This is a genomic window from Candidatus Desulfolinea nitratireducens (genome assembly GCF_982879505.1).
Window position 1 is genome coordinate 1 of record NZ_CEYOSI010000070.1, and the last position, 15507, is coordinate 15507.

At 45.9% G+C, this 15507-nt stretch carries 14 protein-coding genes; 3 read left to right on the plus strand and 11 right to left on the minus strand.

Features of this window, described 5'->3' with window-relative positions; all coding sequences use genetic code 11:
- Positions 1 to 270: hypothetical protein (locus AC3DOM_RS07975; RefSeq protein ID WP_487918511.1), on the plus strand; the 270-nt coding region annotated here is incomplete at its 5' end.
- Between the two features lie 90 nt (positions 271 to 360).
- Here the strand turns inward: AC3DOM_RS07975 and AC3DOM_RS07980 are convergent.
- The 3 genes from AC3DOM_RS07980 to AC3DOM_RS07990 form a co-directional block, all read right to left on the minus strand.
- Positions 361 to 1080 (minus strand): ribonuclease H-like domain-containing protein, encoded by a 720-nt coding sequence (locus AC3DOM_RS07980; protein ID WP_487918512.1) that lies wholly within the window; start codon positions 1078 to 1080, stop codon positions 361 to 363.
- A gap of 21 nt (positions 1081 to 1101) precedes the next feature.
- Entirely contained in the window at positions 1102 to 1479 is a 378-nt protein-coding gene (locus tag AC3DOM_RS07985) for a Rid family detoxifying hydrolase (RefSeq protein ID WP_487918513.1), read from the minus strand.
- Positions 1480 to 1540: 61 nt separating this feature from the next.
- Entirely contained in the window at positions 1541 to 2467 is a 927-nt protein-coding gene (locus tag AC3DOM_RS07990; protein ID WP_487918514.1) for an aldo/keto reductase, read from the minus strand.
- 219 nt (positions 2468 to 2686) lie between these two features.
- Between AC3DOM_RS07990 and rnc the strand changes: the two genes are divergently transcribed.
- Positions 2687 to 3397, plus strand: a complete 711-nt coding sequence (gene rnc / locus AC3DOM_RS07995) for a ribonuclease III (protein ID WP_487918515.1) — start codon at positions 2687 to 2689, stop codon at positions 3395 to 3397.
- Between the two features lie 70 nt (positions 3398 to 3467).
- Positions 3468 to 7079 carry a chromosome segregation protein SMC gene (smc, locus tag AC3DOM_RS08000; RefSeq protein ID WP_487918516.1) on the plus strand — a complete coding sequence of 1204 codons (3612 nt, stop codon included), beginning with the start codon at positions 3468 to 3470 and terminating at the stop codon, positions 7077 to 7079.
- 113 nt (positions 7080 to 7192) lie between these two features.
- On the opposite strand, the gene AC3DOM_RS08005 is transcribed toward smc, so the two are convergent.
- From AC3DOM_RS08005 to AC3DOM_RS08040, 8 genes are all read right to left on the minus strand, one after another.
- Complete coding sequence (locus AC3DOM_RS08005; RefSeq protein ID WP_487918517.1) at positions 7193 to 8512, minus strand: peptidylprolyl isomerase; 1320 nt, start codon at positions 8510 to 8512, stop codon at positions 7193 to 7195.
- Between the two features lie 61 nt (positions 8513 to 8573).
- Positions 8574 to 8846, minus strand: a complete 273-nt coding sequence (rpsR, locus tag AC3DOM_RS08010; RefSeq protein WP_487918518.1) for a 30S ribosomal protein S18 — start codon at positions 8844 to 8846, stop codon at positions 8574 to 8576.
- Between the two features lie 23 nt (positions 8847 to 8869).
- Positions 8870 to 9280: a single-stranded DNA-binding protein gene (locus AC3DOM_RS08015; protein ID WP_487918519.1), complete on the minus strand. Its 411-nt coding sequence runs from the start codon at positions 9278 to 9280 to the stop codon at positions 8870 to 8872.
- Between the two features lie 35 nt (positions 9281 to 9315).
- Positions 9316 to 9600 carry a 30S ribosomal protein S6 gene (gene rpsF / locus AC3DOM_RS08020; protein ID WP_487918520.1) on the minus strand — a complete coding sequence of 95 codons (285 nt, stop codon included), beginning with the start codon at positions 9598 to 9600 and terminating at the stop codon, positions 9316 to 9318.
- A gap of 215 nt (positions 9601 to 9815) precedes the next feature.
- A complete protein-coding gene (locus AC3DOM_RS08025) occupies positions 9816 to 10508 on the minus strand; it encodes a GNAT family N-acetyltransferase (protein ID WP_487918521.1) in 693 nt (230 codons plus the stop codon).
- Between the two features lie 340 nt (positions 10509 to 10848).
- On the minus strand, positions 10849 to 12795 hold the full coding sequence (locus tag AC3DOM_RS08030; protein ID WP_487918522.1) for an HD domain-containing phosphohydrolase: 1947 nt from the start codon (positions 12793 to 12795) through the stop codon (positions 10849 to 10851).
- Positions 12796 to 12898: 103 nt separating this feature from the next.
- Entirely contained in the window at positions 12899 to 14509 is a 1611-nt protein-coding gene (locus AC3DOM_RS08035) for a GH3 family acyl-acid amido synthetase (RefSeq protein WP_487918523.1), read from the minus strand.
- Positions 14510 to 14520: 11 nt separating this feature from the next.
- Positions 14521 to 15240 carry a class I SAM-dependent methyltransferase gene (locus tag AC3DOM_RS08040; RefSeq protein ID WP_487918524.1) on the minus strand — a complete coding sequence of 240 codons (720 nt, stop codon included), beginning with the start codon at positions 15238 to 15240 and terminating at the stop codon, positions 14521 to 14523.
- Positions 15241 to 15507: the final 267 nt, after the last annotated feature.

Here is a 15507-nt window from a genome sequence, read left to right on the forward strand (position 1 = left end):
ACAGAGACACAAAGGGCACAAAGATATTCTTTGTGGACACGGAGAAAACTTTGTGCTCTTCGTGCCTTCGTGGTGAATTTAATCCTGTATAAAAGAAATCGCCCTTGGCTTTCTCAGCTTTGGGCGAAGGGTGTTCCGAAAATGAATTCGTTACCTGGGCAAGTGTTATCGCCCGTCCCAACGCCAGTTGGTCGAATTATCATTGTCGTTATTATTATTGGTGTTTTTGGTAATTATCATAACGAGCGGAATTATAGCACAGGGTTGTAGATGTGGGAGGATAAATTGGTTAAGAGCGTCCCGCTGATTTGTGTATTTCGACGATCTCGGATCATAGGAACCTGCGGGATGTTTTACTCACTAAATCTTTTCCTCCCAATCAGGGATCCAGCTGACGAAATTCTTTCGCTGAGGAGGATTTGACATCCAGGAGGTATCTGGTTCCGGGATATCGAAACATTCTTTTACAGTCATCAACCTTGGCACAGAAGCGGATTGTGGTTTCCCGCGTCCACTTGTCCAGCGGATGCTTTTTGATTCCTGAACAAGCCTTGCCAGTGCCAGGGTTTGCTCAACATCGCCGCGGAGATAGGTCAGGACCGCGTCATATTCTTCCTTTGCCCATAAATTGGGCGCCATTCCACCATCCATGTTGGCGAGAATTTCTCCATTTGCAAGGGTAACTTCGTGTACTTTGCCGGATATATTCGCACCTTGTAAAGCTTTATCGAGCCCCAAAAACCAGCCCTTTGTAAATGTTACCAGGAGCATCAGATCAATATGATTCAAGGCCAAATCACCGCATTCTTCGAACATCCCGCTTTCCTGGGCTAATACTCTGAAATCAAAGCCGCATCCGTTCCAGGTGACAAAGGTATAACCATCAGATGCGAAAGCCATCAATTCCTTCACCAAAATTTGAGAATCTTCTTTTGATAATTGTGGAACCCCCTGCCAAAATTCGACCTCATCGTGAGCGACTGCGGCACAACTGATTCCCAGTGGGGCGTGTTCAAATAAATTCCCGGAGAATTCTGGCAGGATTTTTGAGATTTCCAAATCAAATGAGATCAGTTTCATGGCTTGCCCTTTCTGATAGGGTTACTCTATTTCGGCAATACACTCAATCTCGATCAATGCATCCAGCGGGTTTTGGCGGATCGCAATCGTCGAGCGGGCGGGTCTGTGTCCATCGAAGATCCTGGCATAAACCCCATTCATGCCCTGAAAGTCATTCATATCTTTCAGGAAGACGGTGGTCTTCACCACGTTTTGCAGGGAAAGGCCAAGACCTTCCAAAACGATGGAGAGATTCTGCAATGCCCTCTCAGTCTGCTCCTCGATGGTTGTGCCGACAATTTTCATGGTCGCGGGGTCAACTGGTGTTTGACCGGAGCAAAAGACGAGGTTTCCGCTTTGAATGGCATGGGAATAAGGGCCGATCGCTTCGGGTGCGCCCTCAATGTTGTGGATTTGCATATCATACCTTTTCTCCTCCCCTAAATTCTGCTCTTAGAATTTGGGGGAGGCTGGGTGGGGGCTATTCCTTCGTAAATTCTTCGCTGGCTTCATCCAACGCGGCTACTTGGTCATCTGTCAGCCGCCAGCCCAGGGCGCCGGCATTCTGTTCGGCTTGTTTGGCATTCTTAGCGCCGGGGATGGGCATTGTCTTTTTGCAAATAAGCCAATTCAACGCGATCTGGGCATTTGTCTTGCCGCCCTGATCCTGGCCGATTTGTGTCATTATTTTTAGCAGCGGCGGGAGGTTTGGCAGGATGCGTGAGTAGCGCCGTCCGCGCGTGCCTGGTGGGGGCGAATCAACTGAATATTTGCCGGTCAGCAAGCCCATCGCCAGGGGCGAATACGCAATCAGCCGGATATCCAACTCATGGCAGCGAGCGAGCAATCCGCTTTTTTCAATACGCCGATCCAGGAGGTGATATTCCACCTGATTCGAGGCAAGCGGAATCTCATGCCGTGCCAGCGCAGAATAAGCCTGGAGCATTTGGCTCTGGTTGTAATTGGAAACACCGACAGTACGGGTTAACCCCTCTTTGACAGCTGTGGCAAGTTCGTTCATCCAGGTTTCAATAGAGATGGGTGGCATCGGAAAATGGATTTGATAGAGATCAACGGATTCGACATCCAGGCGTTCAAGGCTGTGGCGCAGGGCACGCAGCAGACTGCTTTTGAGGAGCCTCCATGGGAATGGCATAAATTTTGTGGCGAGCAGGACAGGAACTTCGGTATCTTTGAGAAATTCACCGATCAGCCGTTCAGAACGACCGCGTCCGTAGACCTCGGCAGTATCAATGAGACGGATACCTTTTTCAAGTGAGAGATCAAAAGCGCCTCGCACCTCTTTGTCGGCGTAGCTGCCCCCGTAATTCCAAATGATGCGGTCTCCCCAGGCCCAGGCACCAACCCCCATTTCAATAGCATGTAAAAAGCGCGTTGATGTTTCCACGATCCCTCCGGATTTAAGATTGCCACCATTTTACTGTCTTTTTTGGTTTTGTGTAAATTTGATCCTGACGTTATTAACTGTTTTCAAGGAGAATCGGGGGGTAGCCACACGCAGTAAATCAGGATAAAATCGGGTCACTTAAATTTATATAGGAACTGATGGAACGCGAGCTACTGACCCGCTTGGGTGGTTGGCGCTCCCTGAGTTCCGGGAGGTTTTATGTCTCAACCCAATGGGGTCGAATCCCCTGTCGAGTTGGCACAACGGCTCTCGTTGCCTTTTCTCGATGATCCTTATCTGCTCACCCGCGCGCTAACACATACATCCTATCTCAATGAAAACAGCGATGTGCTTGATGATAATGAGCGTCTCGAGTTTTTAGGTGACGCCGTACTGGATTTTGTCGTCGGTGCCTGGCTTTATGAACATTGCCCTGAAATGCGTGAGGGGGAATTGACAAAAGCGCGCTCTGCTTTGGTACGAACTGAACAATTGGCAGAATTCGCCCGCCAAATTGATCTTGGGCGGGCCATGCGGCTGGGGAGAGGCGAGCAACGAACAGGCGGAGCGGACCGTCCGGCTTTGCTCTGCGCAACCTTTGAAGCCCTGATCGGTGCTATCTACGAGAAAGAGGGTTTTAGTGCCGTGAAGGAATTCTTCATCCCTATACTGGATGCATCTGGTGGTGAGATTGTCAACGGGACGACCCTTAACGATGCAAAAAGCCGTCTGCAGGAATGGACGCAATCACAAAAAATGGGTGTGCCGCACTATGAAACCATTTCTGACAGGGGTCCAGATCACGCTAAAATATTTGAAGTCGAAGCTCATATTGATGGAAAAATCTATGGGAAGGGAAGCGGGCAGAGCAAAAGTGTCGCTGCCCAATATGCTGCCAAATCGACTTTGAAAATGCTGGGAATATTATAGACATCAGCCTTTAGAGTTTAGACTTCAGACTTTAGACTTTCAAACTTGCCAACTTTCAAACATATAAACCATGCCTCTACGACTAAAAGCACTCGATCTTCAAGGATATAAAACATTCGCGGGAAAAACCTCCTTTGAATTTGCTGAAGGAATTACCGCAATTGTCGGACCCAATGGTTCTGGCAAATCAAATATTGCCGATGCGCTGCGTTGGGTTTTGGGAGAACAATCCAATAGCCTGATGCGCGCGAAAAAAACCGAAGATATGATCTTCTCCGGCTCTGATCAGCGTACTCGCTCAGGGATGGCGATTGCCACGATCACCTTTGATAATGCCGATAACTGGCTGCCTGTCGACTTTTCGGAAGTTGCACTGGCCCGCCGTGCCTACCGGGATAGCGGAAATGAATATCTGTTAAACGGTCAACGCGTTCGATTGAAGGATGTCAATGAACTGCTTTCCCAGTCAGGTCTTAGTGAGCGCACTTATACGATTCTTGGACAGGGTTTGGTGGATGCCTCCCTTGCGCTCAAGGCAGATGATCGTCGGCGTCTCTTTGAAGAAGCAGCCGGGATCGGTCTCTATCGGGGGCGTCGCGAAGAGGCCCTGCGTCGCATAGAAAAAACAGAGCGAAACCTGGAACGTGTTCTCGATGTGATGACCGAGCTCTCACCATTGATCCGCCGATTGGGGCGGCAGGCAAAACGATCACAGGAATATGGCCAGGTACAGGCCGATCTGCAAGTCCTCTTGCGGGATTGGTATGGTTATCATTGGCGTCTAGCCCAAAAAGATCTGGCGCAGGCTCGCGATCTTTTCCGTAAACAGGATGCAAAACTGCGTGAAACGCATTCTACCCATGAACAAAAATTTGACGAATTTACCGCTTTCCGAAATGCTATTCAGGAATTGCGTGCTCAGCTTAACCAATGGCATCGTGAATCTTCTGAGCTGCATAATCAACGTGAAGCAGTCAGCCGAAATTTGGCCGTGCTCGATGAACGTCGCCGATCATTGGAAGCCAGCGAAAAGAGCATTCTGGCAGATCATGAACGTAACCAGGATGAAGAACGGATAGCGCAGGAAGGGCTCGATGCGGCAGAAAAAGAATACACCCGACTGAAAAGCGAAGACGAAGAAGCGCATACACAGATCGAAGCAGCGCGGACGGCTTTATCCAGCCGACTAAACGAACATGTCCAGGCCGAAAATGACTTGCATTCTGCGCAGCAAGAGCTCAATGCCTTGGGTGGGAAACGGGCTCAATTGCAGGCGCATCTGGATAGCCTTGAGTCGCGCATCAATGCGCACAAGGAAAAGATCACCGCCAACGAACGCATGGTCAGCGAGGTGGAAGAGAAAGCGGCTGCAAGCGAAAAAGAAGCCTCCCGCACTTCCAAAGCCCGGGAGAAGGCAGAAAATGTCCACCAGGAAGCCAAATCAGCCTTTGCCGCGCAGCAGGATAAGACGGCCAAGCTTGAGAAGGATCGCCGCAATTTGCTTGAAAAACAAGCGGAACGAGAAACTTCGAAGAGCAAACTTGAGGCTCAGCTTGAGGTCCTGGAGCAAGCAGAAGAGTCACTTTCAGGGTATGCCGAAGGTGCGCGCTTCCTGCTCGAGGCTGCCCGTAAATCCCAGCTCAAAGCATCACGTGGTGCGCTGAGTGCCGCGCTTGATGTTCCGGCAGAGGTTGAAACAGCAATTGCTGCCGCGTTAGGCGAATATGTGGATGCGATCCTGCTTGAGAGTGGTGAAGACGCAGAGTCTGCCTTGCGCTTGCTTGAAAATGAAAAAGCAGGGCGTGCTGCGATCCTGCCCCTCGCCTGGCTGTCTGATGTCAAGCCTCTCAAAGCTCCCAAAGATGATGATTGTCTTGGGATTGCCGCTGAGATGCTCATCGCACCGGATGGCCTGCAACAAGTGGTTGATCTTTTGCTGGGGCAGACGCTGATTGTCAAAAATCGAGATGCGGCCCGTCGTTTGCTGAAGGGAAAGGATGGGAGAGTCCGTGCCGTGACTTTGCGCGGAGAAGTTTTCCGGGCAGATGGTTTGATCCTGGCTGGAGGGCAAAACCGTTCGGGGACTTTGGGCAGGCCTCGCCAACGCCGAGAGTTACAGGCATCCCTGAGTGATATCGATATCCGTATAGCGGACATCGCTAAGACGCTGGCAAAACTTTCCACCGATCTTGATGCCGCGCAAAAGGAGGAAATACGCCTGGAAGGTGCGGAGCGCAATGCGCGCCTGAAATTTGAAGAGGCCCGCAAGGCCGAAGAGCAGGCGGGTCTTGAAGCTGAATCTGCCCGGCGTCAGGCCAGGTGGCAGCTTGAGCAACGTGAGCAACTAAAGGTTGAGTTAGATCGAGCGGAAGCTGATCGGAGCGAATCAGTCCAGGGGCAGGCAGATGTTGAAGGGCAGGAAAAAGAGGCTCAGGTGCGCATCCGCTCTTTGTCCACCCAATTGGCTGAACTCTCACTCGATGAGATGCAGAATCAGGTTACTTATTGGCAGACGCGGGTTGCTGTTTCAGAGCGTGCCCTGAGTGATGCTGACGCGAGGCAAAAAGAGCGTCAAGAAGCGCTGACTCGTTTGAAAGCAGGACAGGAAAATCTGCAAAGGCGAAAAAAGGAAACTATTGAATCCTTGCAGAAGTTGGATGAGCAAAAGGAAGACGCTCGCAAGGAAGAGGCCCTTCTAAATGAGAAGTTAGCCGTTTTACAGGAAAAAACCGGACCTGCCGAGAAGGAATTACAAACTGCCGAATCACAGGAATCGGAGCAACGTTCGCAGGAAACCGATGCGACCCGGTTGATGACGAGTGTTGAGCGACAACATGGGCAGATGCAACTTGATGTGACGCGCCGCCAGGAAGCAATGGATCGACTCCGCCAGCAAATCGAAGATGATTTTGGATTGGTGATGTTTTCCTATGAAGAGAATGTTTCCGGGCCTGTGCCGCTGCCGTTTGATGGCATGGTCCAGCAATTATCAGATATTGATGAACTCCCTGAAGATCTCGATGAACAGGTTTCGCAACAGCGCAGCCGATTACGCCGTATGGGACCGGTCAATCCCGAAGCACAGGCAGAGTACGAAAAAGAAAGCAAGCGTCATGAATTTATGGAGCAGCAGATCTCGGATTTGCGTAAGGCTGAAGCCGATCTGCGGGATGTTATCCGTGAGTTGGATGATTTGACAGAGCGCGCTTTTGTAAAAACTTTTAAAGTTGTGGCGCAGGAATTCAGCAAGATTTTTGTGCGTTTATTTGGGGGTGGCGGAGCAAAATTAAGTCTGACTGATCCCGAGAATTTGGTTGAAACGGGGATTGAGATCGAAGCCCGTTTGCCGGGTCGCAAGGAACAAAGCCTTGGCCTGCTTTCTGGCGGTGAACGCAGCCTGACCGCAATTGCCCTTGTTTTTGCCTTGCTGCGCGTTTCCCCGACTCCTGTCTGTGTAATGGATGAGGTGGATGCAATGCTTGATGAGGCGAATGTTGGTCGTTTTCGGGAGATGCTCACTGAATTGAGCAAAGACGTACAGTTTATTGTCATTACGCATAACCGAAACACTGTTCAGGCAGCGGATGTGATCTACGGGGTGACAATGGGACGCGATTCATCCAGCCAGATCATCAGCCTGAAATTGGACGAGGTTAGTGATGAAATGTTGGGGGCAAGGTAAAAGAAGGCTTAAAGGTTTGAAAGTTGTAGGTTGCAGTTGTAGAATCAAAAAACGGCAGGGTATTTAATTCTGCCGTTTTTTGATTTTTATCTACCGATTATGCGTGATGGAATTTATTGCTGGTTGCTGTAGATTTCTGCGAGAGTTTGCTCCAGATCAGGTTCATTGGGGACATTTTCTTGCCAAATATCAAATATTTCGATATTGCTTTCTTCGCGCAACTGAGCCAGCCACTCCTGGAATGCAAGATCACGAGAGCCCTGGTAAGTGTTTTGGTCAAGGGGGCGGTTTTCCCGTCCCAGCAGCTGAATGACATGATATCCAAAATCAGTTTGGACAACTTCACTGATCTCACCAATTTCAAGAGCAAAGGCGGTTGCCCCAAAGGGCTCTACCATCATTCCGGTTGTGAACCAGCCGAGATCGCCGTTATTGGTTGCGGCACTGGGATCAATGGAGGCCTCTGCTGCAACAACGCTGAAATCTTCGCCCGCAAGGAGCCGTTCACGGACAATAGTAGCCAGCGTCGATTCCTCGAGGAGGATATGTCGGGCCCAAATATATTCGCCTTCGTGTGCAACATCGGCAGTAACTACGTCGTAAAGTTTGACATAGTAGAGCCGTGATTCAAAGAGGAAGCGAAAATCTTCTTCAGTCAAACCCATATCGGTGTATATAGGCAGGGTATCTTGATAAGTCTGCTGATAGCCATCGAAGGTATAGGGTGTTGCTGTCAGAGTAGGCACAAGAACTGGCGTGGGGGCTGCTGCCTCCTCCTCGGTCGGTTCGACCTCTGCTGCTGGGGTCGCTGTGGGGTCAGCACCAGGGGTGGATGTGGGAGCCTTAGTTGGTGTTGGGGTAAGGGTTACCAATTTTAGCTGTTCGGGCGAGAACGTTGAATTTGCCACTACAAACTGCGTGGCTGTGGGTGCCGGTGTTGGTGTCCCGTCCGGGAAATAGTTTAGAAAAGCCTGCAACTCTTTTTCAATTTCTTCCTCAGAGACGGTAATCCCCTGATTTGTGGCTTCCTGTCTATAGAGTAACTCGTTGACCATCGTGTCGAGAACATTTTGCCCAAGTAGTAGGGGTTGATTTAGACGGGCTTCAATGGGCTGAACTTGCGCGGCAACATCCATGCCAAATTGCTGTGCCAATTGTGCATACTGGATGTATTGGTTGATGAGATTCTCACGGTCGAGGCGAACGCGAGCCTGAAATTGCGAGATGGTAATTTTCTCATCGTTCACGATAGCAACTTCCCGCTGATTTTGAATGATGGTCTGGTCGAGGTAGCCATAACCGATAAGGAGAATGACCACAACAACAATCCCGATGGCAATATTGCGGATAAGGGCGGCTTGTTTTTCTTCACGCTCTTTTCGGGCAACATGTTTTTTGCTGACATTTTTATTATTGAATCTGCGATTTGACATAATTTTCCTGTGAAAATCAAACGGGGCATGAGGTGAACCATGCCCCGTTTTGTGGTGATGGTTAGCGGCTCTCTTCCCAGTATTTGCCTGTATAAGGCAATAATGCGATATGGCGGGCTCGTTTTATCTCTCCGGCAACGGTGCGTTGGTGACGGGCGCAAGCGCCGGTTTGACGACGGGGGCGAATTTTGCCCTCTTCTGAAATATAGCGCTTTAAAAGTTCTGTGTTCTTATAATCAATGACAACATTTTTGTCAGTGCAGAACTGGCAGTCTTTAGGGCGCTCATAAAAATTTGTGCGACGTTTAAATGGACGTCTGGTAGGTGCTGGCATTACTGCCTCCAAGGTTAACTAATTTAGAATGGAAATTCGTCTTCATCCACTTCAGGTGGGGTTTCGTCAAAGATGGCGCTATCGTCCTGGCTTTTATCACGTCGATCACCGAGCATGGTCATTTCGTTGGCAACCACTTCCACAGAGGTGCGCTGCTGGCCTTCTTTATCTTCCCAGCTTCGGGTCTGGAGACGTCCTTCGATATAAACCTGCTGTCCTTTGGTGAGATATTTTTTACAAATTTCGGCAAGGTTGCCCCAGGCGACGATTTTGAACCACTCTGTTTCAGAGCGGCGTTCGCCACTGGAGCTATTCCAGGATCGACTCACTGCGACAGAGAAGGTTGCTACCGGGCGCCCAGAGGGGGTATATCGCATCTCTGGATCACGACCCAGATGCCCAATGATCATTACTTTGTTCAAGCCTCGACTCATAGCGAACTCCTTTTCTATTGGAAACCCGATAAAATTTAGTTGACGAGAACAAGCATGTGGCGCATCAGAGGCTCAAGAAAACGCAATTTACGTTCCAATTCTGCTGTTGCGCCGGGGGCCATGCTGGCGTTAAGCAAGACATATTGACCTTCGATCTGTTTGCGGATCAAATAGGCCATCTTGCGGCGGCCCCAATTATCCACGCTATCTACAGTACCGTCCTTTTCGCCTATCCAGCCTTTAATACTGTCGAGGGCATCGTTAAATGCGGTCTCTTCCAAATCAGGATGGAGTATGCAAACCAATTCATATTTACGCATGAGGGGAAACCTCCTTTCCCTGGGATTGCTCCCCGTCTACGCCGTGGGCGCGCCGGGAGCGGAAAGAAGCATATCGCACAGGATATACTTATTAATCGAACGGGTCGGATTTTAGCATAAAGTGCCCCTTTTGGGGAGGGTGCAAGATTGTATGTGGCGTGATAAATTAATTGGTGAATGCTGCGTTAGTCTCCGCCTTGTATTTCTATTTAGCGCTACAAAAAATAGGGTGGGCTGGATAAGATATAATTCTCAAATTTTCCAAAGGGTTTATTTGACATAATTGAGCCCATAAATCCTTTGATGCGATATCCGCGCTTCATTAGAAAATCAATGGCACGGGTATTGATCGTAGGGGTTTCAAAACCAACACTTTTTGCGCCAAGGGTATAAGCTTTTCTTTCTGCGTGAGCGATGACGGCTGGGAAATCTGTCTGTTCCAATAACGCGAAGGGGCCATAATAATCTTTTGCAATATAACCATATCCAACGACATTACTGTCACGCATATAAACATAAAGGGTACGGTCTCCCACTAGATAGCCATGGTCAATATCACGACGATGGCCGAGAATCTCCAGGTCAATTTCACCCATTATTTGAATAACCGAGCGCGTGTCGCCCGGAGTCTCGATAACCAGATCGGTTTCCACTGTCAGAGGCTCTGGCTCACGCTCGAAATAGAGTTCAGTGACGAAGGGATAAACCCCTTCCTTGAGATAGCGTGACATGGCGCGAAAATCGGATGTGGCGATAATGGAGCGGTGATGCGTATCATGTGGAAATACGCGTTTAATGAGTTCCCTGCCCACACCTTGCGATTGGCTGTTTGGTGCTACAAAGAAATCGGTCAGTTCACGATGGTCGCCACGCAGAATACTGCGCGCATATCCGATCGCTTCCCCCATTATCTTTTTCTGCAATCCAGTATTGGTCACAGGTGTCGGAGAGGTGTTTCCACAGTGGCCGTCGTCGTTCCCAGAGAAGATTTACTTTCTCTGGATCATTTCCACCGGTGATCGCCCTAACCCCTGTGCGCTGACCATAGTCTTCCAACGATTTTAGGGAGATGGAGAAGGTGGTGAAGTTGTCTTTATGAGTGGCTATTCGGTAGGTAATGGGTATGTGAATTGATATTTTGCGAAAGCTTACAAAACATTAGTGGTGCATGTAGTCATAAATTATCTTCCAGGCCACCATCTGGCCATCCTGCCAGGCTACTCAAGTGGATTTGTGGTTGACTGAGATTTATTGGATTATTTTTGATTCATAAAGAGATATAAATATATCTACAATTTCCGGATCATACATGATTCCAGCATTGTCTCTTAATTCGTTAATTGACTTTTCAACACTAAGCGGTTTTTTATAAGGGCGTTCATCTCTCATTGCAGAAAATGAATCAACAACAGTGATTATTCGGGCGCCGATTGGAATATCTTCCCCTTTTATGCCATGGGGATATCCCGATCCATCATATCGTTCATGACTATATTCGATGAGAGGGGCGACATCTGAAATTTTTTTAATGTTTGATATTATATTTGCTCCAATAATGGGATGCTTTTTCATAATCTCCCATTCTTGCTCACTAAATTTTGTAGTTTTTTTCAAAATTAAATCAGGTATTCCAATCTTACCAATATCGTGGAGTAATCCCCCCCAATATATTTTCCGAACATTATCAGGGGTGAACCCTAAATGTCTTGCGATCGCGGCCGCCCAATCGGCAATTTTTTGGCTGTGCACACTTGTATAAGTATCGCGAACATCAATGGCATTTGCGAGAGCACCAATGGTCTGATTAAATGTTTGTTCCAATTCTTCGTATAATCTGGCGTTATCAACGGCTACTGCTGTCTGGTTCGCCAGTGTGGACAACATTAATTCGTCATCCTTTGTATAGGGCTGGTGAGAAAGTTTTGGACCCACAATCAAAAAACCAACAAATTCTCCTTTTGTATGAAGGGGAACGAAAAGTTCAGCTTTGAATTCGTCTAATTCTTTCCACTCGATTTCCCAAAGAGATTTAAATATTGGATTAATCAACAATTCATTTCTGGTAAGGATTTTATTGTGCTCCCTGATCCACTTAATGATCGGGTGATCCTTGCGGATATTTTTCAGTACCTTTTCGCCTTTCCCTTTTTCAGCAATAATTACAAAATTACCGTTTTCGGAATCATTGATAAATATTGTGGCGCTCTCAATATGCAGTGTAGCGATGACTTCATCTAAAATCATGTTGGTAATTTTATTTAGATCCAAGAGGGAAGCTGTGGTCTGACTTAGCCGCTGGAGCATCAGACCAGCATTATATTTTTCGCGATAGAATATTCGATCAATCCAAATTTGTACCTGGTTTCTGATAGGGGATAAAAGAAATCCACTAAGTGATCCGATAAATATAGATAGAAAAAATAGTTCTTGGCCAATAATTATTTGCGATAAAAATAAAACCAGTGATATGCTCACATAATATGCGAGACCAAAAATTGCAGTTGTGAGTGAATATAGTAGTCCATATCTCAATACAACTCGGATTTCCAACAATTGATGACGCATAATTGCATATGCAATCAGGATTGCTGTTATTCCATTTGCAGCTATATCTATCGGATAATTTCCAAGTTTGGTGAAGTTGGCAAATGATGCTAAGATCGTTATCGTCAACCCAAGAAATAAATACCGGATGCGATTGCGGTGATTTTCATTAAGCGAAGTGTTATATCCTTTGATCAACTCGGCTACACTGGATAGCATCAATATGTAGCCGGGAACAGCGACTACCCAAAAATACGATCCTAACCGATAAAACAATTCTCCTGTCTGATCAAGATGTGCATCCTGTACTACAAAATCAGATGTAAATGTAATTACAATAGCAATTACCCCATATAGCTGCATCGGTTTAGCTAATTTTGACCGTAAGCCAAAAAGATTCTGAACAAAAAAGAAAATTGACAACATCATCGCAATTGGCGCGGCTGCCATTGTTTTAAACCAGGGGAGAACGTTAACTAGTCCGGAAGTTGATAAAAAGGCACTAATTGACCATATTAACATGGCAAACAAATAATATGAAAATATGATTCGTAAGCGGTTTCTGGGTGTAGATATTAACGCCAGCGCTAAAATAACCCCATACAAAATTGTAGCAATTATTGATACTAAAGTGGTAGCGTTCCAATACATAGGCGTGCTGCTATGTTAGCATCATTACCAGATAACGGCTACCCCATTAATGACCTACTTCCGACATTACTTCGGGCTGGTAAAAAAAATGTCGGGATGCGTACTAAATAACATTTTCGTACAAGACTGTTTTCAAAGTCTCCATGATTGCATCTGAAGGTTGCATATGCGGGGGTTTTAAATGGGCAAGATCAGCTCCCGCTTTTATTTGCATCTTCATGTAAGAATCAAATGACCCTGTTGGTAAGATTGTTACTACCAAGGGATCAGCCCCTATCATTTCTCGAAAATCATTGTATTCAGCAAATTTCTCGGAAAGTTTTTGATTTAAAGTTAAATGAACAGAATCATTTGTTGTGTTTTCATCATCTTTGATATCAATATAAATATGGAGCTTGGTTACGCTATCAATTACTTCTTTTCGCGCAACCCAATCATTATATTTAATATCAGTTGCTTCAATTGTTTTCCATATATTTCTTTCTGTTAATCGAAGCAAGCCTCCCAGATCAATGATGCCGCTAATACGAGAATAGAATTTCATTTGTGGGAGTTCCGTTCCTATTTCATTATCATCATTAGAAATTACTTCAAAAAAGTCTCCAATTCTATATCGCACAAAAACGCCGCCATAGAAACTCGAAAATACCAATTCATAAATACCTTCCTCTAATTCATCATAGAGATATGTCTTTGGCAGGTAAGATGGATCTTCCTTATTCCGATCATAATCTTCTAAAGTAATAAATTCAAAGAATACGCTGTCTGGGAAGAAGGTCATACCCTTATAGTTCCAGGACTGCATGCCTAAATTTCCACCTTCGGTACAAGCAAAACCCTCCAGCGGTTTTTTTCCCCAATAATATTCGATCTTGTCTTTGTAAATTTCAGTGTCAGTACCGCCAGACATGATCCCTTTAAGTTTCCAAATATCTTTTGGCAGAATTGGGCGATTATTGATTTTTGAAATTACCAATGCTCTTAATAGTCTCCATAAAATCGCCAGGTTAAATAATTCTTTCGAGGGTCGGCTATTTGATGTTTGCGATTCAAATTGTTCCCCCATTCTAGCTAAAACAATGGAAATGCCCATAAAATAATCCAACCCTTGTTCTAAGGCTAATTTAAAACCTGCTGCGACTCTCTCACCATAGGACATCTTTTCTCCTTCCTCCAAACTGGGAAGGAAAATAGCTTCTAAATTATCTCGAGTGGATCGGGCAATATACCCTGAAGCATAGGGAGGCGGAGCAGTAGCCATCAGAAATTTATCATTTCGTTCCAGGTTTACAACTCCTGTTTCAGAACAGGAGCTCATTAGCATCGCTCCAATAACGGGATCACTTAGATGATCGAACATTGCCTTCGTATAAGGAATCCATTTAGGTCCCTGATCTGAACTTTGGCCTGAAGTCCGGGCCCAGACATATGGCTCCATTGGTAAACCATCATCTTTTTTATCATTTAGAATATCTGAATATTCAGAAAATGTTGTTAGTGGAACAATATTGCGAAATTCCTCAACCGTACTTGGTGCATTCCCACCCATCATTCGAATTGAAAAAGTAGATTTACAAAGAAACCTCAATTGTTCCAACAATAACCGTTCTTGAATCTCTCGAAATTCAGAGCGGCTTAGTTTTAGATATCCACAATGTTTTTTCCAAAGCTCATCTTTTCTTCCTTCTTCAATTAGTTTATATGAATTTTCCATGGTAATTTACCTCACCTTTTTTCAGCCTTAATAATCAAAGGGGATGATATCCAAGAAAATTTGGATATCAGCGTGACAATGGAAATGTCCTCAAACCCGTTTTTTGAAAGTAGCGAGGACCACTCCTCTTTAGAGCGTACATTTGAAACAGCGTCCGCTTCCGACCATGCTCGAGACGGATCATCGGTGATTGAAAAATATATGAAGGCTGCAATTTTCAATAGCAATTTTATTCCCGGTATCTTCCAATATAGCATTCCACCAGCATCTGCGATAGTGAGCTTGCCGCCTCGCCTTAAAATTCGACATGTTTCCGATAGTAAGATTTCAACAGACATATGATGCGTAGCGAGTCCACAAACCGCGATCGTGAAGGATGCATTTGCGTAAGGCATTTCCATAGCAGAAGCGCAAGTCAGGTTAATTGGTTTCTGACCATTCCCACCATTTAGACGAAGCTGGGCATGCTCCAGCATTGCCCGAGTAATATCTAATCCGTGGATGCGATTACCGTCAATTCCATTTTTTAATAGTCGATCAGGGATAACACCGGTTCCCGTTGCAATATCCAAAATAATATCTTTTCCATTTACAGATATATCTTCAAATAAACTATCGACCACCCCCCTGTAACTCCACCCCCAAAAGTTTTGCAATTCCGAATCAACAATCTTCTCATACCTGGGCGCCATATTCGTAAAAGCTTGAATTATATTTTTTTTATCAGTCATCGCTTTATTACCCAATTCGAAAAAGGCTATTATCTAATAATAACCCAAATAATTGATTTTGTATCCTTTTTAAAAATATTGGGAATAGATAATGAAAAATCGTGACATGATCCTGATCAGTCTCAAGGCAAACAATTTGAAATAAATTGATTTTCCAGGTAAATTAAATTCTTACATATCCCCCAACAATCAGTGCAATATATAAATTATTTGTATCATCTCAATAAAAAGGGGAAAATTGAGAGAAACGAAAGCCTATTAAATTTT

What these genes read in the sequence shown, in the direction of transcription:
- AC3DOM_RS07980 (WP_487918512.1), bottom strand. Translation starts at nt 1,080, where the DNA reads ATGAAACTGATCTCATTTGATTTGGAAATCTCAAAAATCCTGCCAGAA.
- AC3DOM_RS07985 (WP_487918513.1), bottom strand. Translation starts at nt 1,479, where the DNA reads ATGCAAATCCACAACATTGAGGGCGCACCCGAAGCGATCGGCCCTTAT.
- rnc (WP_487918515.1), top strand. Translation starts at nt 2,687, where the DNA reads ATGTCTCAACCCAATGGGGTCGAATCCCCTGTCGAGTTGGCACAACGG.
- smc (WP_487918516.1), top strand. Translation starts at nt 3,468, where the DNA reads ATGCCTCTACGACTAAAAGCACTCGATCTTCAAGGATATAAAACATTC.
- AC3DOM_RS08005 (WP_487918517.1), bottom strand. Translation starts at nt 8,512, where the DNA reads ATGTCAAATCGCAGATTCAATAATAAAAATGTCAGCAAAAAACATGTT.
- rpsR (WP_487918518.1), bottom strand. Translation starts at nt 8,846, where the DNA reads ATGCCAGCACCTACCAGACGTCCATTTAAACGTCGCACAAATTTTTAT.
- AC3DOM_RS08015 (WP_487918519.1), bottom strand. Translation starts at nt 9,280, where the DNA reads ATGAGTCGAGGCTTGAACAAAGTAATGATCATTGGGCATCTGGGTCGT.
- rpsF (WP_487918520.1), bottom strand. Translation starts at nt 9,600, where the DNA reads ATGCGTAAATATGAATTGGTTTGCATACTCCATCCTGATTTGGAAGAG.
- AC3DOM_RS08025 (WP_487918521.1), bottom strand. Translation starts at nt 10,508, where the DNA reads ATGGGGGAAGCGATCGGATATGCGCGCAGTATTCTGCGTGGCGACCAT.
- AC3DOM_RS08030 (WP_487918522.1), bottom strand. Translation starts at nt 12,795, where the DNA reads ATGTATTGGAACGCTACCACTTTAGTATCAATAATTGCTACAATTTTG.
- AC3DOM_RS08035 (WP_487918523.1), bottom strand. Translation starts at nt 14,509, where the DNA reads ATGGAAAATTCATATAAACTAATTGAAGAAGGAAGAAAAGATGAGCTT.
- AC3DOM_RS08040 (WP_487918524.1), bottom strand. Translation starts at nt 15,240, where the DNA reads ATGACTGATAAAAAAAATATAATTCAAGCTTTTACGAATATGGCGCCC.